Raw genomic sequence first — 23,696 nt, 5'->3', positions numbered from 1 at the left:
TTTCACCTTTTTTGGGGATAATAAAAAGAGCGTATCTAGTGGTAAACTAAACAAGAAATAGACACTTTTACACAAATAGGATAGAATTGTGAAAAGGTTAGAAACATACAACGATGATGCGAAATTTTGATGGAGGTGTCAGGCAATGGCTGATAAAGAAATCATCGTCCCCCTCCTGCCGCTTAGAGGCTTGCTTGTTTATCCTACGATGGTTCTACATTTGGATGTCGGTCGGGATAAATCAATACAAGCTCTTGAGAAAGCAATGGTGGAAGATCATCTCATTTTTTTAACAACGCAGCAAGATGTCACACTTGATGAACCGGGTGAAGAGGATTTATACCCAATAGGTACATTGACGAAGGTAAAGCAAATGCTGAAGCTTCCAAATGGAACAATCCGTGTATTAGTAGAAGGATTAAATCGAGCAGAAGTCAGTGTATTTTATGATTATGAGACACACTATGGTGCCAAGATTAAAATATATGAAGATGATGAAGAGAAAGATGCGGAACATCAGGCTTTAATGCGTACGTTGCTTGATTACTTTGAACAATACATAAAAATGTCAAAGAAGATCACGAGTGAAACATTCTCTTCTACTGCAGATATCGAAGAACCAGGAAGGCTTGCTGATATTATTGCGTCACATCTTCCGTTAAAATTAAAAGATAAACAAGAAATTCTTGAAACGACCAATGTGAAGGAACGTTTAAGTCGTGTAATTGAAATGATTCACAATGAAAAAGAAGTGCTTCACTTAGAGAAGAAAATCGGCCAACGAGTTAAGCGTTCGATGGAACGTACGCAAAAGGAATATTATCTTCGTGAGCAAATGAAAGCCATTCAAAAAGAACTGGGCGACAAAGAAGGTAAAGGCGGTGAAGTGGCTAAACTCACAGAGAAAATTGAAGCCGCTGGCATGCCTGAGCAGGTGAAAACAACAGCTTTAAAAGAACTTGATCGTTATGAGAAGGTTCCTGCTAGTTCTGCGGAAAGTTCGGTCATTCGTAATTACATTGACTGGTTAGTTGCGCTTCCTTGGTCTAAAAGTACAAAAGACGATTTAAATATTTTGAAGGCCGAAAAGGTTTTAAACAAAGATCATTACGGATTGGAAAAAGTAAAGGAACGGGTGTTAGAATACTTAGCTGTTCAACAGTTAACTCATTCATTAAAAGGCCCTATCCTCTGTTTAGCAGGCCCTCCTGGAGTTGGGAAAACAAGCTTAGCTAGATCTATTGCGACTTCGCTAAATCGTAATTTTGTGCGCATTTCTTTAGGAGGCGTTCGTGATGAGTCTGAGATTCGCGGTCATCGCCGAACCTATGTAGGTGCGATGCCGGGTCGAATTATTCAAGGAATGAAAAAGGCAGGTACGATTAATCCAGTCTTTTTATTAGATGAAATTGATAAGATGTCTAATGATTTCCGCGGTGATCCATCTGCTGCGTTACTTGAAGTGTTAGATCCAGAGCAAAACCATAACTTTAGTGATCATTATATAGAGGAACCATATAGTCTATCTAATGTTATGTTTATTGCGACAGCCAATGATTTGTCAACGATTCCAGGTCCTCTTCGTGATCGGATGGAGATTATTACAATTGCTGGGTATACGGAAATTGAGAAGCTGCATATTGCGAGAGATCATTTGTTAGTTCGGCAGTTAGAAAACCATGGTTTGCAAAAAAATCAGCTTCAAGTTCGAGAAGATGCTTTAATCAAAATTATTCGTTATTATACAAGAGAAGCCGGTGTGCGTAGTCTAGAACGTCAACTGGCAAGCGTTTGTCGAAAGACAGCAAAAATTATTGTTTCGGGTGAGAGGAAGCGGGTTATTGTTTCCGAGAAAAATGTAGAAGAATTTTTAGGGAAAACCATTTTCCATTATGGGCAAGCGGAAGAGGAAGATCAAATTGGTGTGGCGACAGGTCTGGCGTATACAGCAGTCGGCGGCGATACGCTGCAAATTGAAGTCTCGTTATCTCCAGGTAAAGGTAAGCTTGTCTTAACTGGAAAACTAGGCGATGTGATGAAAGAATCTGCGCAGGCTGCATTCAGTTTTGTCCGTGCCAAATCAGAAGAGCTTCATATTGATCCGGACTTCAATGAAAAGTACGATATTCATATTCATGTTCCTGAGGGAGCGGTTCCAAAAGATGGACCATCCGCAGGAATTACGATGGCGACAGCGCTTATTTCTGCGTTGACTAATCGTCCGATTAGAAAAGAGGTAGGCATGACAGGGGAAATTACATTACGTGGACGAGTGCTTCCAATCGGCGGCTTAAAAGAAAAATCATTAGCGGCCCATCGAGCAGGCATTACGAAAATTATTCTTCCACAAGATAATGAAAAAGATATTGATGATATTCCAGAAAGTGTTCGAAGTGATTTGCAGTTTGTCCTTGTTTCGCATGTAGATCAAGTATTAGAACATGCGTTGGCAGGTGACATTCAATGAAAGTAACAAGTGCGGATATTGTGATTAGTGCCGTTAAGCCTGACCAATATCCAAGTGAGCCGATTCCCGAATTTGCATTAGCAGGTCGTTCAAATGTGGGGAAATCTAGTTTTATTAATAAAATGATCAATCGTAAAAATTTAGCGCGTACATCCTCTAAACCTGGAAAAACGCAAACGTTAAACTTTTACCTAATTAACGATGCCCTGCATTTTGTTGATGTACCGGGATATGGATATGCTAAAGTGTCCAAATCGGAGCGAGCAGCATGGGGGAAAATGATTGAAACATATTTTACTTCCCGTGAACAATTACGTGCTGCTATTTTGATTGTTGATTTACGTCATCCGCCAACGAAGGATGATATTTCGATGTATGAGTTTTTAAAGCACTATGAACTACCATGTATCGTTATTGCGACAAAAGCGGATAAGATTCCAAAAGGAAAATGGCAAAAGCATTTGAAAGTAACACGCGAAACACTTGGGCTTGCAAAAGAAGATGAGTTAATGCTCTTTTCTAGTGAAACAGGTGAAGGCAAAGAAAAAATTTGGGGTCTATTGAAGAAATATATGTAAGAAAAGGAACTCGTCTATACGGCGAGTTTTTTATTTGGCTTTGTTATAAGGTTTTGGTGAGTTTTGGTTTATTTGATATGGGACCCAATCTCGTCATAAAATAAGGTTAAATGGGTCATTATACATAATAAAGTTGCTCTGCCAAACTTGTTTACTTGAAGTTAGGATTTAATTTTGTTATGGTACATTTGTACAGGATATTGTAGATTATAATAATTATTTATTTCATGAACTGTTCATATTTCATTAGGTTCGGACTTTTTATACATGCTATAATAGATTAAGTTATAATACATTTAATTTTGGGGGTGCAAACGGACATATGCATATTATAGCGGTTGGTGTTAACTATAAAACAGCCCCTGTTGAAATTCGCGAAAAATTATCATTTAATGAAGCGGAACTTGCTCAGGCAATGGAAGCTCTTAAAAATAAAAAAAGTATATTAGAGAATGTTATTATTTCTACTTGTAATCGTACAGAAATTTATGTCATTGGTGATCAGCTTCATACAAGCAGATATTATGTGAAGGAATTTCTTTCGGAGTGGTTCGGAATTGATAAGGAAGAGTTCTCTAAATATTTGTTTTTTTATGAAGGCGATGGGGCTGTTGAACATTTATTTCAAGTAACATGCGGCTTGAATTCTATGGTTCTTGGTGAAACACAAATTTTAGGACAAGTACGTTCAAGCTATATGCTGGCGCAAGAGCAACAGACAATTGGAACGGTTTCAAATCATTTATTTAAGCAAGCGCTAACATTAGCGAAAAAAGCGCATGCTGAAACAGAGATTAATACAAATGCTGTATCTGTTAGCTATGCGGCAGTGGAACTAGCTAAGAAAATCTTTGGCAGTTTAAAAGGGAAAAACGTATTAATTCTTGGTGCAGGAAAAATGGGTGAGCTTGCGATTCAAAACTTGCATAGCAATGGTGCTGATAGTGTTACCGTTATTAATCGTACGTTTGAAAAAGCCGTTAATTTAGCGGACCGTTTTAATGGAACACCAAAGAAACTGGAAGAATTACAATGTGCATTAGTAGAAGCTGATATTTTGATTACGTCAACAGGAGCGAAAGATTTTGTTGTGACACAAGAAATGATGTCAGCTGTAAACAAAGTGCGTAAAGGTCGTCCGATTTTCATGGTTGACATTGCGGTTCCGCGTGATTTAGATCCAGCATTGGCAGAGCTTGAGAACGTATTCTTATATGACATTGACGATTTAGAAGATATTGTTCAAGCTAATTTAGCGGAGAGAAAATTAGCTGCTGAAAAAATTGAATTAATGGTTGAAGCAGAAATTGTTGAATTTAATCAATGGTTAAATATGCTTGGTGTTGTCCCAGTTATTTCTGCTTTACGAGAAAAAGCATTAGGGATTCAAGCAGAAACAATGGTCAGCCTAGAAAGAAAGCTTCCGCATTTAAGTGAACGTGATCGAAAAGTGCTGAATAAGCATACGAAGAGCATTATTAATCAAATGTTGAAAGACCCGATTTTGTATGCAAAAGAACTCGCTGATGAGCCAAATTCGAAAGAAGCATTGAATAATTTTGTGAAAATCTTCCGCTTAGAGGAATTGATTGAAGAACAATTGATGGCTGCTGACGAGCAAGAACAAGCAACAACAAAAGCAGCGGTCTTGAATCCGATTCCTGTTAGAGTTAATTGAGGGCACTATGGAATTGTTAATGACAAGATTGCACGAAGCAACCGTATTATTGTATGCGCTCAGCGTGCTTTTATATTTTATTGACTTTCTTCATAATAACCGGAGGGCAAATAAAGTGGCCTTCTGGTTGCTTTCAATTGTTTGGGTACTTCAAACAATTTTTTTATGCTTATATGTAGTCAAAACAGGCAGGTTTCCTGTCTTAACCATCTTTGAAGGGCTATATTTCTATGCCTGGGTGTTGATTACGTTATCGCTTATCATCAATCGATTGCTACGTGTAGATTTTATCGTGTTCTTTACGAATGTACTTGGGTTTATGGTCATGGCGATTCATACATTTGCTCCTGTTCAAATCGAGTCTGAAGTACTAGCTCAACAGCTTGTATCTGAATTATTGATGATACATATTACATTAGCCTTCTTATCGTATGGAGCATTTACGCTTTCTTGTGTATTTTCGATTCTTTATCTCATTCAATATGATTTATTAAAGCGGAAAAAATGGGGAAAACGTTTAATTCGGTTAGGAGATTTAACACAGCTTGAACAAATGAGCTATATTTTAGCTGTTATTGGGGTACCGCTCTTAATGTTTTCACTTATTTTAGGCATTCAATGGGCGTATATCAAAGTTCCGGACTTATCTTTGCTGGACTTCAAAATTATTGGTTCTTTCGTTGTGTTAATTGGGTATAGCGTATATTTATATATAAAAATTAGAAAACAGATGTATGGAAGAATGTTGGCTTTTTTAAATATTGGTATTTTTATGATTGTTTTAATTAACTTTTTCCTGTTTGGAAGTCTTTCAACATTCCATTTTTGGAATACCTAGGAGGAAACAATGAGAAAAATTATTGTCGGTTCAAGACGTAGTAAATTAGCTTTAACCCAAACAAATTGGGTCATTAATCAATTAAAAGCACTTGGGATTCCTTATGAATTCGAAGTGAAGGAAATTGTAACAAAGGGCGATAAAATTTTAGATGTTACACTTTCGAAAGTCGGCGGTAAAGGCTTGTTTGTAAAAGAAATTGAACAAGCGATGCTTGATAAAGAAATTGATATGGCCGTACATAGTATGAAGGATATGCCTGCTGTCCTTCCAGAGGGGTTAACAATTGGCTGCATTCCTCCGCGTGAAGATCATCGTGATGCATTCATTTCGAAGAATCATATTAAATTAGCGGACTTAAAGCCAGGTGCTATCGTTGGAACAAGCAGCTTGCGTCGAAGTGCACAAATTTTAGCACAAAGACCGGATCTTGAAATTAAATGGATTCGCGGCAATATTGATACGCGCTTAGAGAAATTGAGTACAGAAGACTATGATGCCATTATTTTAGCTGCTGCAGGTCTTGCTCGAATGGGTTGGAAACAAGACGTGGTGACAGAGTTTTTAGATGATACGTTATGTGTGCCGGCTGTAGGGCAAGGTGCTTTATCGATTGAATGTCGTGCAGATGATACAGAGCTGCTTGCAGAGTTAGCGAAATTCACATGTGAGAATACAAAAAAAGCGGTTGAAGCAGAGCGGTCCTTTTTAGATGAAATGGAAGGCGGCTGTCAAGTGCCGATTGCCGGCCTTGCCGTGGCAAAAGAGGATGGCGAAGTGGAGTTAACCGCATTAGTGGCTTCTCCAGATGGAAAAACAATATATAAAGAAGTTGTAGCAGGAATGAACCCACTAGCAGTTGGTCAAGATGCAGCCAAGCTTATTAGTGAAAAAGGCGGCAAACAATTGATTGATTCTGTTAAAAAGGAGCTTAATCAGTAATGACTAAGCTTCCTCTCCATGATTATCGGATTTTAATCACTAGAGGACAAGGACAGGTGGCTCATTTCAAGGCTATGATTGAGCAATATGGCGGCACTCCGATTACGGTGCCGCTACTTGACTTTCGTCTGCCTGACAGTCATGAAGCGATTAAAGCGACTCTTTCCCATTTATCAGACTACGATTGGCTGGTCTTAACAAGTCAAAATGGGGTTCGTTTCTTTTTTGAATTAGCAGGGAAGTATGCCACGTCTGAGGCGCTGCCTAAAATTGCGGTCATCGGTACAAAAACAGCAGAAGCCTTGCAGCATTATGGTTACCATGCTGATTTTATCCCGAATGAGTTTGTGGCTGAAGGATTTGTGGCTGAATTTATACCGCGGCTTTCTCCTCGCTCCCGTGTTTTAGTGGCTAAAGGGAACTTAGCGCGAACTATTATTAGTGGAGCCATTGAAGAGATTGGGGCTGTGTGCGACGAACTTGATGTGTATGAAACGGTGTTGCCTGAAGAGAGTAAGCAAAAGCTTGTAGAAGTGATTACAACAGAAGAAGTGGAGGTCATTACGTTTACGAGCTCATCAACCGTTCATCATTTTATGCAAATTGTGGCACAATATGAGTTGCACCGATACTTAGAAAGTCTTATCATTGCATGTATCGGACCTATCGCCAAGAAAACCGCGCTAGACTATGGGTTACAGGTGGATATTTGTCCGGATGTATATACAACAGAAGCAATGATACAAGACTTAGTTGCATATACAAAAGCTAAAGGAGGAAAGAGCAAATGAAAGATTTATTTTTCAGACGCCATCGCCGATTGCGTTCCAGTGCTAATATGAGAGCGTTAGTACGCGAAACATATTTACATAAAGAGGATTTAATTTACCCGATTTTTATTATTGATGGGGAAAATGTGAGAAATGAAATTGGTTCTATGCCGGGCATTTATCAACTGTCCCTCGATAACCTTATGGAAGAGATGACAGAGGTCGCGAACCTAGGTATTAAATCTGTTATTCTATTCGGGGTTCCTTTCGAGCACGATAAGGACGAGCATGGCACAGGAGCGTTCCACCATAACGGACTTGTGCAAGAAGCAACGCGCTTTATTAAAAAACACTTCCCAGACATCCTTGTTATTGCTGATACATGCCTTTGTGAATATACAAGCCATGGACACTGTGGAGTTGTAGAAGGAGGCACCATTTTAAATGATGCTTCACTTGACTTGCTTGCTAAAACAGCGATTAGTCAAGCGGAGGCAGGTGCGGATATCATTGCCCCTTCGAACATGATGGATGGATTTGTCGCAGCGATTCGAGCTGGTTTAGACGAAGCAGGTTATGAAGATATTCCGATTATGTCGTATGCGGTAAAATATGCTTCTGCTTTTTACGGTCCATTCCGTGATGCAGCAAATGGAGCGCCGCAATTTGGTGACCGTAAAACGTATCAAATGGATCCAGCGAATCGTTTAGAAGCGTTCCGCGAAGCTGAAAGTGATGTCGAAGAAGGCGCTGACTTTTTAATTGTTAAACCAGCTCTTTCTTATCTGGACATTATGCGTGACGTGAAGAATAACTTCAACCTTCCTGTTGTAGCGTACAATGTAAGCGGAGAATATTCAATGATTAAAGCAGCTGCCAATAATGGCTGGATTGATGAAAAAGCGATTGTTATGGAAACGCTATTAAGCATGAAACGTGCTGGAGCAGATTTAATTATTACATATGCATCTAAGGACGTAGCTCGTTGGTTAGATGAAGAAGGAAAAGAGGTCTGATTATGCGTTCATATGAAAAATCAAAACAGGCATTTGCTGAAGCTGTTCATTTAATGCCAGGAGGCGTAAATAGCCCGGTACGCGCCTTTAAATCCGTTGATATGGATCCAATTTTTATGGAGCGCGGAAAAGGCTCAAAAATGTACGACATTGATGGCAATGAATATATTGATTATGTTCTATCTTGGGGTCCCTTGATTCTTGGCCATTCGAATGAGCGTGTTGTTGAAGCGTTAAAAAAAGTGGCGGAGTCAGGAACAAGCTTTGGAACGTCTACATTAATCGAAAACGAATTAGCGAAGCTTGTCATTGAACGTGTTCCATCCATTGAGATGATTCGTATGGTGTCATCGGGTACGGAAGCAACAATGAGTGCTCTTCGTGTCGCTCGTGGTTATACCGGGCGTAATAAAATCTTAAAATTTGAAGGGTGTTACCATGGACATGGTGATTCTCTATTAATCAAAGCAGGATCTGGTGTTGCGACGCTTGGTTTACCAGATAGCCCAGGTGTACCAGTAGGAACGGCTCAAAATACGATTACCGTACCGTACAATGATTTAGCCGCTGTCAAATATGCGTTTGAGCAATTTGGTGAAGATATCGCTTGTATTATTGCTGAACCAGTAGCAGGAAATATGGGGGTTGTCCCACCGCAGCCTGGCTTCTTAGAAGGTTTACGTGAAGTGACGGAACAGTATGGTGCCCTATTAATTTTTGATGAAGTCATGACGGGCTTCCGTGTCGGGTATAACTGTGCACAAGGATATTTTGGTGTTACACCAGATTTAACATGTCTTGGTAAAGTAATCGGCGGCGGTCTTCCTGTCGGTGCTTTCGGCGGAAAGCGTGAAATTATGGAGAAGGTCGCTCCAAGCGGCAGCATCTATCAAGCGGGTACGTTATCAGGGAATCCACTTGCAATGACAGCTGGTTTTGAAACATTAAGCCAGTTAACGCCAGAGGTGTATGCAGAATTTAAACGTAAAGGCGATATATTGGAAAAAGGCATTGGGGAAGCGGCGAAGAAATATGGTATTCCGCATACATTTAACCGTGCAGGTTCCATGATCGGTGTGTTCTTTACGAATGAAGATGTCATCAATTTTGAAGCAGCGAAAACATCAGATCTTACATTCTTTGCAAGCTATTTCCGTGAAATGGCCAATCAAGGTGTGTATTTGCCGCCATCGCAATTTGAAGGATTGTTCCTGTCAACAGCACATAGTGATGAAGATCTTGAAAAAACGATTTCTGCGGCAGAGCATGCTTTTTCAAAATTAGCGAAATAATTTAAAAAAACGTTTGGATGCATCATCCAAGCGTTTTTTTTACTTAACACCGGCGAAAAAGGTTATAATTTCCGTAACTATTTAATCTAGGGGTGACGGTTTTGCAAAAGATGAAAATATTAATTGTGGAGGATGCAGAAACGCTTCGAAATGAATTACAAGAGTTCCTCTCTAACTATGGATATGAAGTCGAAGCACCGGATGACTTTCGAAATATTATGCAATATGCGATGCAGGATGATGTACATTTAATTTTGTTAGATATTAATTTGCCAATTTATGATGGCTATTATATTTGTCGGGAAATACGCAAGACTTCAGAAGTACCGATTATTATTGTAACAAGTCGAGATAATGAAATGGATGAGCTGATGAGCATAAATCTTGGAGCAGATGACTTTATTGCAAAGCCGTATAATACGCAAATTTTACTTGCTCGGATTGAAAATGTGCTAAAAAGAACGTATGCACATCAACAATCATCTATTCTACTATATAAATCCCTCAAGCTTGATTTATCGAATGGTACAATTTCATATCAACATCAACAAGAAGAGCTGACGAAAAATGAAATCAAAATTCTGCACTGTTTAATGAAGAATAAAGGCAAGATTGTATCGCGCGACGAGATGATGGAGTATTTATGGTCGTCGGATTTATTTATTGATGACAATACGCTCTCCGTTAACATTACACGGCTTCGAAAAAAAATTGAAGCAATTGGGATGGCGAATCCGATTGAAACGAGACGCGGTCTTGGGTATATCCTAGCATGAAACTGCAACGATATATAAAGGAAAGAGCGGTATTTTTATCGATGAATATCTTTTTATTTGTTCTTGTTGCGCTCTTTCTTTGGTTAATTAATGTACAGGCTGTCGTTAGGATAATCGTCTTTGTTTGCTGGTTTGGGCCGTTGCTTTTATCTTATGGATTAGAATTTTTAAAAAGAAAAAATTTCTATGATGAATTGCTTCAAAACTTTGAGGCATTAGATCAAAAGTATTTACTCCCTGAAATCATTGAAGAACCAAACTTTCTTGAAGGGCAAATTTTATATGACATTATGAAAACAACCGATAAACAAATGCATGAGCACGTCAAGAAATATAAAGATATGCAGGCGGAGTATCGTGACTATATCGAGGCGTGGGTGCATGAAGTAAAGACTCCGATTGCTTCAAGTAAGTTGATGTTTGAGAATCATAAAAATGAAGTGACGAAAGGGATTATGGAAGAATTAGAGAAAATTGAAGGATATGTCGAGCAAGCGCTGTATTATGCTCGTAGCAGCAGCGCAAGTAAGGATTATATTGTCAAAGAATTTTCGTTGCAAGCTTGTATTTCGAAGGTGTTAAAAAAGAATGCTAAAGCATTTATTCATAAAAAAATTCAACTGCAATTAACTGAAATGGACGAGGTTGTTTATAGCGATGAAAAGTGGATTGAATTTATCCTTCATCAAATTATCGTCAATAGTATTAATTATTGTGACAATAAAATTAGTCTATACACAAGAAAAAATGAACATAGTCTTATCTTACATATTGTCGATGATGGAATCGGCATCGATGAGAAAGATATCGGCCGCGTATTTGATAAAGGCTTTACGGGTGAAAATGGTCGACAATATCGCCGCTCAACGGGGATGGGGCTTTATATTTGTAAATTGTTAGCTGATAAATTGCATTTAGGGTTGACGATTCAATCTACTAAAGGTGAAGGAACAGAGGTCCAGCTTATTTTTCCAAAAAGCAAGGTTGTTTTACTGGAGTCTTGATAAAAGGCTCTTTTTTGTGTGAAAAACGAATCTTACAAAATAGTAAGATTGTTGAAAGTTAATTCGATATGTAGTGACTGCACAGTGAGATACACTAAAGCCATGAAGGGAGACTGATAAAGGTGAGTACGGTATTAAAAGTAGATCATATTGAAAAATATTTTGGAAATAAAGGAAATACCACAAAGGCTATTGATCAAATTAGTTTTGAAGTGGAGCGAGGAGAATTTGTCGGCATTATGGGTCCATCCGGAAGCGGGAAGACGACCTTGTTAAATTGTATTTCGACGATAGATTCGGTAACAACAGGAAAAATTTTAATTAATGAGCAAGACATTACGAAGTTAAAAACAGGCAAGCTAGATCAATTTCGTCGTGATGAGCTCGGCTTTATTTTTCAGGATTTTAACTTATTAGATACGCTAACGGCGTTTGAAAATATTGCAATTGCACTAACCATTCAGGGTCGAAAACCAGCTGATATTACAGTGTTAGTGAAAGAAGTAGCAGAAAAGCTTGAAATTACCCAAGTTCTTGATAAATTTCCCTATCAAATGTCGGGCGGACAGAAGCAGCGGGTAGCGGCGGCACGTGCGATTGTGACAGACCCTACATTGATTTTAGCCGATGAACCAACAGGAGCACTCGATTCGAAGTCTTCACGCTTATTACTTGATTCATTTGAAAACCTGAATGAAGAATTACAGGCAACCATTTTGATGGTGACGCACGATGCTTTTACAGCAAGCTATGCAAAGCGAATTTTATTTATTAAAGATGGCCAGATTTTTAATGAATTAATTCGCGGGAAGGATACAAGAAAAGAATTCTTTAATCGGATTATTGAAGTTGTAACGCTTCTTGGAGGTGATACGAATAATGTACTTTAAGCTGTCAGCTCGCAATGTTAAAAGAAGCTTTAAAGATTACTTTATTTACTTTTTAACGCTAACATTTGCAGTTTGTATTTTTTATAGTTTTAACTCTTTATCAGCTTCAGAAGCGATGACGACATTAAACGCTAGTCAAACGGAAATGATTAAGGCATTCACGATGCTATTATCTGGTGTTTCTGTATTCGTATCGGTTGTGCTTGGCTTTTTAATTATGTATGCCAATAATTTTTTAATTAGGAGACGAAAAAAAGAACTTGGTTTGTATATGACGCTCGGAATGAGCAAATATAAAATCTCGCACATTATCGTTGTGGAAACATTTTTTGTAGGAATCATCTCGCTTGCTGTTGGTTTACTGCTAGGTATTCTCGTTTCTCAAGGATTAGTAGCTTTAACTGTGTCGATGTTTAAAGCAAATATTGAACAATTTACATTTGTCTTTTCAAGTGATGCGATGTTGAAGACCATATTGTATTTCGGAATGATTTTTTTAATGGTAATGATCTTCAATAGTGTCGTTATTTCCAGGTACAAACTTATTGACTTATTAACAGCGGCGAAGAAAAATCAAAGCTTAAAGATTCGGAAAACATCAACTTCCATTGTGCTATTTGTTTTCTCAATTATTCTTCTTGCTACAGCGTATGCGGTCATTATGAAGTATGGTCTGTTTGAAAACGCTATTGTGTGGACGTGTGTTGGTTTAGGTGCCCTTGGGACATTTCTCTTTTTTATGTCCTTATCTGGATTTGCGTTGAATATGATTCAGAAAAACAAAAATGTGTACTATAAAGATGTGAATATGTTCGTGCTGCGTCAAATTAATAGTAAAGTGAATACAACCTTCATTTCAATGACGATTATTTGTTTAATGCTCTTTTTTACAATCGGGGTATTCTCAACAGGCTTTAGCTTTAAAGCTTCGATGGAGAAGAATGTTGAAAAAATGACACCGTATGATGCCAGCTTATATACGAAGGTAGATGAAGATGCGAAAGTGCAACATATTCATGATGTTGTGCAGCATTTAAAGGTTGATTTAGACGAGTATGGAGAACATCATAGCTTTACGGTTTATAAAGCGGATAAAAGTGTAAAAGACTTATTAGCTCCTTATGAAGGTGATGCCGTGAAGTTTGCTGATAGTAATTTACCAGTTATTAAAAGGTCTGATTTTGAACGAATAGAAGCGATGCAAGGGATTAAATCTATAGATTTCAACGATGAAGAAGTCGTGTTACTGTCTAATTTTGAAGTATTTCAGGAGGCCTTTGACCGTTTTACTGAAGATCATAAAACATTAGAAGTGAATGGAAAGGAATATGGTATCGCTCATCAAAAGGTTCATTCATTTGCTTATAAAACAGAGTTTAATTCCGAAGGGGTACTAACAGCTGTATTGCCTGATGAAGCGGTGGAAGGGATGAAGCCATTTCTTTCCGTCGTTAATATCAATTACGATGATAACCAAAAAGAACATGATGAAACCTTATATAAAGTGTTAGATGAATCGAATGTTTTAAGAGGAACTACTAAAACCATTATTCTTGATTCTAGTGTCGGCTCTTCCACGATGATTGTATTTGTTGGAATTTATCTTGGAATTGTCTTCTTGATTTCAAGTGCAGCTGTGCTTGCGTTGCAGCAATTATCAGAGGCGAGTGATAATATTGCTCGTTATACGGTTTTGAAGAAGATTGGTGTTACAAGGAAAGGAATTAATAAAGCGATTTTTGGGCAAGTATTTATTTACTTTATGATGCCATTAGCTTTAGCGATTGTGCATTCAATCTTCGGTATCCAAGTAGTGAACCAAGCCATTATGGTAGCGGGAAGTACAAGTGTACTCGTTCCGTCTCTAATTACAGCATTAATCATCGTTATCGTATATGGCGGTTATTTCTTTGCAACATATACGGGGTATAAAAGTATTGTGAAATAATCGAGTATAGGAGATTGTCTAAAAAGTTCCTAAAATAAAGGCAGCGATAAGAGTACAATGAACGGCCCCATTCCTTTACTGAATTTTGAGAAGTTGTCCTTCATGCCCCTGGTGAAGGACATTTCCCATGCTGAATTGCTGGAAATGCCTTTCATGGCCTTGATGAAGGACGTTTCTCTTGCTGAATTGTTGGAAGTTGTCCTTCATGGCTTTGATGGAGGACATTTCTCTTGCTGAGTTGCTGGAAGTTGTCCTTCATGGCCTTGATGAAGGACATTTCTCTTGCTGAGTTGCTGGAAGTTGTCCTTCATGGCCTTGATGAAGGACATTTCCCATGCTGAATTGCTGGAAGTTGTCCTTCATGGCCTTGATGAAGGACATTTCTCTTGCTGGATTGCTGGAAGTTGTCCTTCAATACACTTTGAGGACGGCAAAAGAGTAATTATATAAGGAGAATGATTGTTCAACTGAATGAGGAGGCTATCCCAAACGCCATTTTTTTATGATTTTTGGGATAGCCTCTTCTTCTGTCATGAACGGATACGCTCGATTTCTGAGATTTGTGCTCGACTTTTGGCATATATGACCGATTTCCATAACGTTTGACATAACTTTCCTTTTGCTTTCATAGATTGATAATGGTATGAGAAGTGAAAGGAGGAAATGCTTTGACCGAAGAGAATCAATCGTATTTACGATTTTCATTAGAAGAATCGGTTTGGTTTCAGAAGGGACAGGAAGTAGCGGAATTGTATTCTATTTCATTGGATCCCAACGTGACGATTCAAGAAGATGAACATTATGTGTATATGAGAGGAACGCTTGATTTAAGCGGTGAATATAAGGACAGCGGAGAACAAGTAGACGGTGATGCTCATACGTTTTTACCGCGATCTGTTCAAACGGTGGAGAGACATCCAAATGGAATTAGTGAGTTTATCCATCGCTTTCCTGTTGATATTACAATTCCGAGTACACGTATTACCTCATTAGATGATATTGAAGTGACGATTCAAACGTTTGATTATACGTTACCTGAGCGGAATTGTCTTAAACTTCAAGCAGATTTAATCATCAGTGGGATTTATCGTGAAACATATGTCGAGCCGGAACTTGAGGACTATCAAGTGTGGGATGATGATGAAAGTCCAGTTGCGACGGATGAGCGACAAGAATTGGATGAAGAAATAGAAGATGAAGTAGTAGAAGTGGAGTTAGCCGACATCAGGCAAGAAGAAATAGCCGAAGTGGAAGAATCTGTTGAGGCTGAAGAGTTTGCTGATGACAGGGCGGATTCTGTGGAGAGTCCAGTTTCACAAATAGAAGAAGAATCTCCTGTTTCATATACGGCAGCAACACCGCCGCTTCCAGATTTTCAACCGACATTTCGTCAGGAAGAACAACAAGAGGGAGAGCTATACGAACCTTTTATTGTAGAGGCGAAACGAACGCCAGATGTAGAAGAAGAGAGGGTAGCCCCTCTGTTTATTAGTAAACAGCCGGATATCCCTGTATTCGACTTTTCTGTACCAAAGTTTCAAGAGAGAGAAGAAGAACAAGAGATCGAGCCAGTACTGGAAAGGAAAGTAGAAGAAGAACAAAGAGCAGAGCCAGTGCTTGAAAAGAAAGTAGAAGAAGAACAAAAGGTCGAGCCAGTGTTTGAAAGGAAAGTGGAAGAAGAGCAGAAAGCAGAGCCGGTGCTTGAAAAGAAAGTAGAAGAAGAACCAAAGGCGGAGCCGGTGCTTGAAAGAAAAGTAGAAGAGCCAAAAGCGGAGCCAGTGCTTGAAAGAAAAGTAGAGGAACAAAAAGCGGAGCCAGTGCTTGAAAGAAAAGTAGAAGAACAAAAAGTGGAGCCAGTGCTTGAAAGAAAAGTAGAAGAACAAAAAGCGGAGCCAGTGCTTGAAAGAAAAGTAGAAGAACAAAAGGCGGAGCCAGTGCTTGAAAGAAAAGTAGAAGAACAAAAGGCGGAGCCGGTGCTTGAAAGGAAAGTAGAAGAAGAACAAAAGGTGGAGCCGGTCCTTGAACAAGAAGTAAAAGAGGAGCTGGAAAAGGTTAACTTACTGCATTTAGTGAAAAAGAGAGAGGCACCTCCTGTTATCGTTCAACAAGATAAGCGAGAGCCACAGCAAGAAGAGGAGAAAAAAGTGGAGAAGTCTGAGCAAAAAGCGAGGACCAATGAATCTCAACCTCTTTCGATTATGGACTTTTTCAGTAGAAAGCAAGAAGAAGAGCATGTAAAAGTAAAGGTTTGTATTGTGCAACAGGGAGAAACGATTGATGACCTGGCAGAGCGTTATTCAGTTAATCCGCAAACATTGCTTCAAAGCAATGAGTTAGAACCGAATCAAGATATTTATGAAGGGCAAGTCTTGTATATTCCGAGATCCGCCTCGTATAAAAACTAATTATTACGCTAGAACAGTGAGCAGTGAAGCTGCTTGCTGTTTTTTCTACAGGAAAGAAACAAACCTTCATCCCTTACTGATGGTTAGCCATGTTCTACGGTCACTAAGATCTCGTGCTTCGCTTCAATCAAGTGCCTGTACGAACCTAATTGGTTGAAAATTGAAAAGGTACGTTTCACTTTATCTCACCAATTGAATCTTTACTACAAAAGTGAGGCGACTGTTCATATAAGATGAAATGCGGCGTGGCTCAGTTTGCCATAGAGTATGGCAGCTTATGACCTCGAGGGGCTAAGAGGCGCAACTAGATGAGGGCAGTTGTACCATCTCTGAAAAACTTGAGGTCTTACTGCCCGTTAAATGCGGGATAAAATTTCAATATGTTCTACTGTCTAGCTCCAGGTGCCTTACGCTTTTCTTAGGAAAGTGAGTGATGTTATGACGGAGAATGCACATGCTGAAACGATAGCGGTTTTGCAACAATATGCACTTCGCATTCAATATATTGAAGACTTTGGACGTGTAAAGAAAATTTATAGTGACCGAGGTGTATTTGCTTTAAAATCGATTTCGCCTCATGTCGGCATTGATTTTATCCGTAATGTTCAAACGTTGTATCAGCGTGGCTATAATAGAATTGTGCCAATCTATCAGTCAAAAGATGGGCGTTATGCGGTTCTTCATCATAATAAACTTTATTATTTAATGCCGTGGTTAGAAACTTTAGAAAGCGGAGAACGAGATGTACGACATAAGCAAATGTTTCGAGAGCTGGCACGCATGCACAACCTTTCTATTAAAGAGATTGAAGTAGATAAGGAGGATAGGGAGGCGCATTATGAACGTACGCTTCATGCATGGGAAGCGCAGCAAGAGTTTCTAGATGAATGGATTGTAAGCTGTGAGAAGAAATGGTATATGTCACCGATGGAAATGCTGTTTTGTGTCTATTACAGCGACCTTTCCCAGGCGTTGACATATTCAATTAAGAAGTTTAAGGAGTGGTTTGAACAAACGAAGGAAGAAGAGAAGGTTCGCACGGTTGTAACACATGGAAAAGTGTCATTGAAGCATTTTGTTAGTGATAATCGGGGTTATGGTTATTTTATCAATTTTGAAAACTCACGGGTAGCGCCGCCGCATTACGATATACTTCCTTTTCTTGTAAGGTCGATGAAAACATTTCCGATTCAATGCGATGATTGTGTGGATTGGCTATATAATTATATTCGCTATTTTCCGTTAAAAGAGGATGAAATGTTATTGATGCAAAGCTATCTTGCTTATCCGGGATCAGCTCTGGATGCGGTTAAAAATTACGTGGAACGAAAGGGGAATAAAACGGAACTAGATTCAGTAAAGGAACTTCAACGTCAATATTGGTTTTTAAAGAATGTTGAATATGTTGTCATGAAGATAGAAGAAATCGAGAATCAAAAGAAGGCGGCTGCTAAAGAAGCACAGTCACCTCAAAGTTAGCTCAAAAAACATGTTTGGAGTCAACCATTCATGTTTTTTTGTGCTGTCATCAATTTACATAGAAGAACGCAGCGAGAAAAATAAACAAGGCCAGCAATAGAATATCGATGAATGTCGGAAAAATAAGCGTTCGAATCGCTTGAAAGATTGTAAATGGGACAATAAATTGCTGTACGACAACACTCGCTTTCTTGGTCCAAGGAGGGAGATTGTTTGGGTTAAATTTCTTTTGTCGTTTCATCATTATGTCATCCTTTATATAGTCTTGCTTCATCATATGGGGAAGTGCGGAGAAACGTGAAGAGGCTGTCACGGATAGATGCTTCTTGTATAGAATAATAAAAAAACGGAAAGAATGATTGACGATATCCTTTGTTTTTATGTACTATAGATTATGTGTTTTAAAAATACATATTGCGTAAAGCGAAGATCGGAAATAGTATGATGAATGGCGCTTTTCAGAGAGGAAACTATAAGCTGAGAGGTTTCTAAGTAAGCAGCATCAGAAGTCGTCCGTGAGCAATTTTCGTGAACAACTGCAGTAGCGAAAATCGGTAAACAACCGTTATTTTATTTGAGAGCCGGAAAAGGTTTATTTGCTTTTTCGGAAAAAAGGTGGCACCGCGAACAACTTCCTTCGTCCTTTTGTGATGATGGGAGTTTTTTTGTGGAAAAGGGGCGGAACTCCGCAGAAAATATACGTAACTCTGAAGTGTGAGAAATAAGTTATTTCGCTAGGGTCTTATATGACTGCGTGCTACGTTCGAGCTGCTTTTGTTCTGTGCTATCATTTTAGTAATCATGATAAGGGATTATATAGGAGGGACTTATAATGGAAGAAAATCAAATTTCAATGCCGACGAAATACGATCCACAGTCGATTGAGAAAGGTCGTTATCAGTGGTGGTTAGAAGGAAAGTTTTTTGAAGCAACAAGCGATGATCAAAAGGAGCCATATACAATCGTTATTCCACCGCCAAACGTAACAGGTAAGCTTCACTTAGGTCATGCTTGGGATACGACGCTGCAAGATATTTTAACGCGTATGAAAAGAATGCAAGGTTATGACGTGCTTTGGTTGCCAGGTATGGACCATGCTGGGATTGCTACTCAAGCAAAAGTAGAGCAAAAGCTGCGTGAAGAAGGCGTTAGTCGCTATGATTTAGGACGCGAGAAATTCGTTGAAGAAACGTGGAAATGGAAAGAAGAATATGCGGATCATATTCGTGCGCAATGGGCGAAGCTAGGTCTGGGTCTTGATTATACACGTGAACGTTTTACTTTAGATGAAGGGTTGTCAAAGGCCGTTCGTGAAGTATTCGTAAAATTATATGAAAAAGATTTAATTTACCGCGGGGAATATATTATTAACTGGGATCCAGTGACGAAAACAGCTTTATCTGACATTGAGGTTATTCATAAAGATGTTCAAGGTGCTTTCTATCATATGAAGTACCCATTAGCAGATGGCTCAGGTTATATTGAGGTAGCTACAACTCGTCCAGAAACGATGTTGGGTGACTCAGGGGTAGCTGTTCATCCTGAAGATGAGCGCTATAAACACTTAATCGGCAAAACGGTTATTCTTCCAATTGTAGGTCGTGAAATTCCGATTGTTGGTGATGATTATGTAGATATGGAGTTCGGTTCAGGTGCGGTTAAAATGACGCCAGCGCATGACCCTAACGATTTCGAGGTTGGAAACCGTCATAACTTAGAACGCATTCTTGTGATGAACGAAGATGGAACAATGAACGGCCGTGCAGGTAAATATGAAGGAATGGACCGTTTCGAATGCCGTAAGCAAATTGTGAAAGATTTACAAGATGCAGGTGTATTATTCAAAATTGAAGATCATATGCATTCAGTTGGACATTCTGAGCGCAGCGGTGCAGTAGTTGAACCATATTTATCTACACAATGGTTTGTTAAAATGCAGCCACTTGCTGATGCAGCAATCGAATTGCAACAACAAGGTGATGACAAAAAAGTTCATTTCACACCAGATCGTTTCGAAAAAACATACTTACGCTGGATGGAGAACATCCACGATTGGTGTATTTCTCGTCAACTTTGGTGGGGACATCGTATTCCAGCTTGGTACCATAAAGAAACAGGTGAAGTGTACGTTGGTACAGAAGCACCTGCTGATAGCGAAAACTGGGAACAAGATAAAGATGTATTAGATACATGGTTTAGTTCAGCATTATGGCCATTCTCAACGATGGGCTGGCCGGATGCCGATGCAGCGGACTTTAAACGTTATTACTCAACGGATGCGCTTGTAACAGGTTATGATATCATCTTCTTCTGGGTGTCACGAATGATTTTCCAAGCGATTGAATTCACAGGTGAACGTCCATTTGAAAATGTCTTAATTCATGGTCTTGTTCGTGACGAGCAAGGACGTAAAATGAGTAAATCTCTAGGTAACGGTGTCGATCCAATGGATGTTATTGATAAATATGGAGCTGACTCATTACGTTACTTCTTATCAACAGGAAGCTCTCCAGGTCAAGACCTTCGTTACAGTAACGAAAAAGTAGAGTCTGTATGGAACTTCTCGAATAAAATTTGGAATGCATCTCGTTTCGCCTTAATGAACATGAACGGCTTAACGTATGATGAAATTGATTTAAGCGGTGAAAAATCCGTAGCAGATAAATGGATTTTAACTCGCTTAAATGAAACGATTGAAACAGTTACACGTCTTGCAGATAAATATGAGTTCGGTGAAGTAGGGCGCGCGCTATATAACTTCATCTGGGATGATTTCTGTGATTGGTATATTGAAATGGCGAAGCTTCCATTGTACGGTGAAGACGAAGCAGCGAAGAAAACAACGCGCTCCATTCTTGCTTATGTGTTAGATAACACAATGCGCTTATTACATCCATTCATGCCATTTATTACGGAAGAAATTTGGCAAAACCTGCCGCACCAAGGAGAGTCCATTACAGTGGCTGCTTGGCCAACGGTAAATCCTGCATTAACAGACACGGATGCAGCTGAAGAAATGAAACTTCTTGTTGAAATCATTCGCGCAGTACGTAATATCCGTGCTGAAGTGAATACACCGATGAGCAAGAAAGTAAACTTAATTTTAAAAGCGAAAGATGCGAACATTTCAGCAATCTTAGAGAAAAATGCGAGCTACATTGAGCGTTTCTGTAACCCAGAAGCATTAACAATTGGTGTCGAAGTAGAAGAGCCAGCTCAAGCGATGACAGCTGTTGTAACAGGAGTTGAGCTTATTTTACCGCTTCAAGGCTTAATCAACATCGATGAAGAAGTAAAACGTCTAGAAAAAGAACTGGATAAGCTGAACAAAGAAGTAGAACGCGTTCAGAAGAAACTAGGAAATGAAGGCTTTGTGAAGAAAGCGCCAGAGAAAGTAATCGAGGAAGAACGTGCAAAAGAAAAAGATTACGTTGAAAAGCGTGATGCTGTGATTCATCGAATTAATGAATTGAAACAATTATAAAAAAAAGGAAGAACGAGTGGATGTGTGAAGGCTCGTTCTTCCTTTTTTTTGTACGGGGGTACGGAGAGTCAAGCGGGGAAAAGGGGGTGCGAAAATGTGACCAATTATTTTAGCTAGTAACGATAGATGAACTTTTTACGTAAAGAAATGTTACCTATCAATCGATGTTACTAAATGTAACATCTATAAAAAGAGTATAATTTGGAAGAGGGGATTTTGCAATATTTTGTTATATTATGTAACAAAATGTTCAATTTTTTTACGTGTTAAAAAACAGGAGTGTTGCGTAAAAAAATTAAAAAAGCGAGTGCGACAATGGCACTCACTCTAGTGTTTAAGCGAAATGAGACTGGATAAATTGTAAATATTCTCGGACAATATTGATGTCACTTAACGCACTTAACGTTCGACTCCCTACGACATCTTCAATTTCGTTAAACAAAAATCGACATTTTTCATCAAAAATAAAATCAATGCCGACCATACCAAAATCAAAGGCATCAATGATTGTTTGGATAAGTGCAGTTTCTTCATTGGACAATTCGTACAGGGAAGCTGTGCCTCCAAGGGTATAATTGGCTTTAAAATTTGAACTGGATTCTCGTAACACAGCAGCAACGATTTTTTTTCCGACAACAAAGACGCGTACATCTTTTCCAAAAATGCCGGGTTTTTGAATCAACCATTCGCCTCCTGATGGCAATGATGTTAATTGGTTCGCATTTTCAATTAAATAGACACTCTTTCCGCCGCGTCCATGTACTTCCTTTGCAATGAAAGGGAAGGGAAAGTGTGCTTGAACAGAGTCTTGGCAGTAAACGGTATCTGCCATAGGAATGCCAAGGGAACTAAGGAATTGATGAGTCTTTGCTTTGTTGTTTGCTATTTCGGACACGAAAGAAGAATTAAAACAAACGGTGCCAAGCATTTCTAATTGCTTGGTGAAAAATGGATCAATTGTTCTAATGATTGCATAGGCAGGCGGTGAAACAGGTTCGTTTCGAAAATCAACAAATAGGTTGTACTGACGATGACCAATTTGTAAGTCTTCACGATAATGAAATTGTAACTCCATGTTCAGTTCTTTTGCTTCTGCTAACATCCACTCTATATACGCTTTATTTTTCTTTGCATCCTCACGGTTATAAATCAACCATCCGATTCTCTTCATTGGTTAGACGTCCTTTGTATCATATAATCAAACATAGCATCGGCAATATTAATACCGGTGCATTCATAAATGTTCAGCAAATGTGAATTGGAATTTACTTCGCAAAGAAGAGGTCCGTCTTCGCCGTATAATAAATCAACACCGGCAAAATCAACGTCTAGAATGCGAGCTGCTGTAATGGCAAGTTCCGCTTCCGCTTCGGTCGGCGTATAAGGGGCACTTTGACCGCCATTTGTCATATTGGCCCGGAAATCATGCTTCGATGTTCGTTTCATCGCGGCTACGACTTGGTTTCCGACAACATTGATCCGAATATCGCGACCTCGACTGTTTTCGATGAATTCTTGTAAAATAAAAGGTTTATGTTTTAATTCTTTTACAAGCTCTATTAATTCGCTCTCCGTCTCGATTAAGTATACTTGCTGTCCGAAAGAGCCATAGGCTTCTTTGACGACAAGCGGGTAACCGAGTGCTTGTCCGATGTTGATAAAGGCGTCAAAGTGTTGGCGCTCAATCCCTTCATATGTAAAAGGCGGAAAAAATGTTTTTGGCATCGGAATAGCATGATTGGCTAGTGCTTGATGGGTCTTTGCTTTACTATCGCAAATATCAATTGCCTCACTTCTATTATATACAGGAAGGCCGAGCAACTCTAACTGACGTGCTAAGTGAATGTCTTTATCGAGAAAAAGGACGAAATCAGGCAGTGAATTCCTATTATGTATAAGTGCAGCTGAGCTGTTTTCAAGGCTGACGATTAGCTCGCTGTTTCGCACAATAGATGCGGCAATTCCTTTTCTTTCTGCGGCTTCCTTGACGAATAGAGCCAAATCGGAAAATTTCTCGTGCTGTAAATAGCCATTGACAACAATCCAGCAGGAAAGAGTCGATGAATTCATCTAAAATAACTCCTTTCATATAGGGAAATGAATGATATATTATAATTTGGGAGGCATGA

General features: G+C 39.1%; 18 protein-coding genes and 1 other annotated feature. Of the genes, 15 read left to right on the top strand and 3 right to left on the bottom strand.

The features are described 5' to 3' along the window. Nucleotides 1-145 precede the first annotated feature (145 nt). From lon to ysxE, 14 genes are all read left to right on the top strand, one after another. Nucleotides 146-2,467, top strand: coding sequence for an endopeptidase La (lon, locus tag ACE199_RS06280; protein WP_375349021.1), 2,322 nt, complete (start codon nucleotides 146-148; stop codon nucleotides 2,465-2,467). Further along, nucleotides 2,464-3,045 carry a ribosome biogenesis GTP-binding protein YihA/YsxC gene (yihA, locus tag ACE199_RS06275; protein WP_127761545.1) on the top strand — a complete coding sequence of 194 codons (582 nt, stop codon included), beginning with the start codon at nucleotides 2,464-2,466 and terminating at the stop codon, nucleotides 3,043-3,045. Before lon ends, yihA begins: the two co-directional genes overlap by 4 nt. A gap of 322 nt (nucleotides 3,046-3,367) precedes the next feature. Beyond that, nucleotides 3,368-4,723, top strand: a complete 1,356-nt coding sequence (hemA, locus tag ACE199_RS06270) for a glutamyl-tRNA reductase (RefSeq protein WP_252291062.1) — start codon at nucleotides 3,368-3,370, stop codon at nucleotides 4,721-4,723. 7 nt (nucleotides 4,724-4,730) lie between these two features. Further along, complete coding sequence (locus ACE199_RS06265) at nucleotides 4,731-5,561, top strand: cytochrome C assembly family protein (protein WP_127761543.1); 831 nt, start codon at nucleotides 4,731-4,733, stop codon at nucleotides 5,559-5,561. A gap of 9 nt (nucleotides 5,562-5,570) precedes the next feature. After that, nucleotides 5,571-6,503, top strand: coding sequence for a hydroxymethylbilane synthase (gene hemC / locus ACE199_RS06260; RefSeq protein WP_375349019.1), 933 nt, complete (start codon nucleotides 5,571-5,573; stop codon nucleotides 6,501-6,503). Then, a complete protein-coding gene (locus ACE199_RS06255) occupies nucleotides 6,503-7,294 on the top strand; it encodes a uroporphyrinogen-III synthase (protein WP_375349018.1) in 792 nt (263 codons plus the stop codon). The genes hemC and ACE199_RS06255 overlap by 1 nt, the downstream gene beginning before the upstream one ends. Next, complete coding sequence (gene hemB, locus ACE199_RS06250) at nucleotides 7,291-8,289, top strand: porphobilinogen synthase (protein WP_375349017.1); 999 nt, start codon at nucleotides 7,291-7,293, stop codon at nucleotides 8,287-8,289. Before ACE199_RS06255 ends, hemB begins: the two co-directional genes overlap by 4 nt. Nucleotides 8,290-8,291: 2 nt before the next feature. Then, entirely contained in the window at nucleotides 8,292-9,581 is a 1,290-nt protein-coding gene (gene hemL / locus ACE199_RS06245; protein ID WP_375349015.1) for a glutamate-1-semialdehyde 2,1-aminomutase, read from the top strand. A gap of 110 nt (nucleotides 9,582-9,691) precedes the next feature. After that, nucleotides 9,692-10,357 (top strand): response regulator transcription factor, encoded by a 666-nt coding sequence (locus ACE199_RS06240; protein ID WP_375349177.1) that lies wholly within the window; start codon nucleotides 9,692-9,694, stop codon nucleotides 10,355-10,357. Next, on the top strand, nucleotides 10,354-11,361 hold the full coding sequence (locus ACE199_RS06235) for a sensor histidine kinase (protein ID WP_375349013.1): 1,008 nt from the start codon (nucleotides 10,354-10,356) through the stop codon (nucleotides 11,359-11,361). Before ACE199_RS06240 ends, ACE199_RS06235 begins: the two co-directional genes overlap by 4 nt. 122 nt (nucleotides 11,362-11,483) lie before the next feature. Then, nucleotides 11,484-12,251, top strand: coding sequence for an ABC transporter ATP-binding protein (locus ACE199_RS06230; RefSeq protein WP_375349012.1), 768 nt, complete (start codon nucleotides 11,484-11,486; stop codon nucleotides 12,249-12,251). Further along, on the top strand, nucleotides 12,241-14,199 hold the full coding sequence (locus ACE199_RS06225) for an FtsX-like permease family protein (RefSeq protein ID WP_375349011.1): 1,959 nt from the start codon (nucleotides 12,241-12,243) through the stop codon (nucleotides 14,197-14,199). The genes ACE199_RS06230 and ACE199_RS06225 overlap by 11 nt, the downstream gene beginning before the upstream one ends. 668 nt (nucleotides 14,200-14,867) lie before the next feature. Next, the gene (locus ACE199_RS06220; RefSeq protein ID WP_375349010.1) at nucleotides 14,868-16,604 is read left to right on the top strand and encodes a LysM peptidoglycan-binding domain-containing protein; all 1,737 of its coding nucleotides are present in this window, start codon (nucleotides 14,868-14,870) and stop codon (nucleotides 16,602-16,604) included. Nucleotides 16,605-17,042: 438 nt separating this feature from the next. Further along, nucleotides 17,043-18,083 (top strand): spore coat protein YsxE, encoded by a 1,041-nt coding sequence (gene ysxE, locus ACE199_RS06215; protein ID WP_375349009.1) that lies wholly within the window; start codon nucleotides 17,043-17,045, stop codon nucleotides 18,081-18,083. Nucleotides 18,084-18,132: 49 nt separating this feature from the next. On the opposite strand, the gene ACE199_RS06210 is transcribed toward ysxE, so the two are convergent. After that, entirely contained in the window at nucleotides 18,133-18,327 is a 195-nt protein-coding gene (locus ACE199_RS06210) for a hypothetical protein (protein ID WP_373995307.1), read from the bottom strand. Between the two features lie 173 nt (nucleotides 18,328-18,500). Further along, nucleotides 18,501-18,731, top strand: a binding site (T-box leader). A gap of 184 nt (nucleotides 18,732-18,915) precedes the next feature. Between ACE199_RS06210 and ACE199_RS06205 the strand changes: the two genes are divergently transcribed. Continuing rightward, a complete protein-coding gene (locus ACE199_RS06205; protein ID WP_375349007.1) occupies nucleotides 18,916-21,567 on the top strand; it encodes a valine--tRNA ligase in 2,652 nt (883 codons plus the stop codon). Between the two features lie 334 nt (nucleotides 21,568-21,901). Here the strand turns inward: ACE199_RS06205 and ACE199_RS06200 are convergent, their stop codons facing one another. After that, nucleotides 21,902-22,738: an ATP-grasp domain-containing protein gene (locus tag ACE199_RS06200; RefSeq protein WP_375349006.1), complete on the bottom strand. Its 837-nt coding sequence runs from the start codon at nucleotides 22,736-22,738 to the stop codon at nucleotides 21,902-21,904. Further along, nucleotides 22,735-23,637, bottom strand: a complete 903-nt coding sequence (locus ACE199_RS06195; protein WP_375349004.1) for an ATP-grasp domain-containing protein — start codon at nucleotides 23,635-23,637, stop codon at nucleotides 22,735-22,737. Before ACE199_RS06195 ends, ACE199_RS06200 begins: the two co-directional genes overlap by 4 nt. Nucleotides 23,638-23,696 lie beyond the last annotated feature (59 nt).

Source organism: Peribacillus sp. Hz7 (genome assembly GCF_042136355.1).
GTDB lineage: Bacteria > Bacillota > Bacilli > Bacillales > DSM-1321 > Peribacillus > Peribacillus asahii_A.
Note: the sequence above shows the minus strand (reverse complement) of the source record. Positions and strands in the feature narration are given on the sequence as shown.

Excerpts from the sequence above, each read along its gene's own strand:
- lon (WP_375349021.1), top strand. The coding sequence starts at position 146 with ATGGCTGATAAAGAAATCATCGTCCCCCTCCTGCCGCTTAGAGGCTTG.
- yihA (WP_127761545.1), top strand. The coding sequence starts at position 2,464 with ATGAAAGTAACAAGTGCGGATATTGTGATTAGTGCCGTTAAGCCTGAC.
- hemA (WP_252291062.1), top strand. The coding sequence starts at position 3,368 with ATGCATATTATAGCGGTTGGTGTTAACTATAAAACAGCCCCTGTTGAA.
- ACE199_RS06265 (WP_127761543.1), top strand. The coding sequence starts at position 4,731 with ATGGAATTGTTAATGACAAGATTGCACGAAGCAACCGTATTATTGTAT.
- hemC (WP_375349019.1), top strand. The coding sequence starts at position 5,571 with ATGAGAAAAATTATTGTCGGTTCAAGACGTAGTAAATTAGCTTTAACC.
- ACE199_RS06255 (WP_375349018.1), top strand. The coding sequence starts at position 6,503 with ATGACTAAGCTTCCTCTCCATGATTATCGGATTTTAATCACTAGAGGA.
- hemB (WP_375349017.1), top strand. The coding sequence starts at position 7,291 with ATGAAAGATTTATTTTTCAGACGCCATCGCCGATTGCGTTCCAGTGCT.
- hemL (WP_375349015.1), top strand. The coding sequence starts at position 8,292 with ATGCGTTCATATGAAAAATCAAAACAGGCATTTGCTGAAGCTGTTCAT.
- ACE199_RS06240 (WP_375349177.1), top strand. The coding sequence starts at position 9,692 with ATGAAAATATTAATTGTGGAGGATGCAGAAACGCTTCGAAATGAATTA.
- ACE199_RS06235 (WP_375349013.1), top strand. The coding sequence starts at position 10,354 with ATGAAACTGCAACGATATATAAAGGAAAGAGCGGTATTTTTATCGATG.
- ACE199_RS06225 (WP_375349011.1), top strand. The coding sequence starts at position 12,241 with ATGTACTTTAAGCTGTCAGCTCGCAATGTTAAAAGAAGCTTTAAAGAT.
- ysxE (WP_375349009.1), top strand. The coding sequence starts at position 17,043 with ATGACGGAGAATGCACATGCTGAAACGATAGCGGTTTTGCAACAATAT.
- ACE199_RS06210 (WP_373995307.1), bottom strand. The coding sequence starts at position 18,327 with ATGATGAAACGACAAAAGAAATTTAACCCAAACAATCTCCCTCCTTGG.
- ACE199_RS06205 (WP_375349007.1), top strand. The coding sequence starts at position 18,916 with ATGGAAGAAAATCAAATTTCAATGCCGACGAAATACGATCCACAGTCG.
- ACE199_RS06200 (WP_375349006.1), bottom strand. The coding sequence starts at position 22,738 with ATGAAGAGAATCGGATGGTTGATTTATAACCGTGAGGATGCAAAGAAA.
- ACE199_RS06195 (WP_375349004.1), bottom strand. The coding sequence starts at position 23,637 with ATGAATTCATCGACTCTTTCCTGCTGGATTGTTGTCAATGGCTATTTA.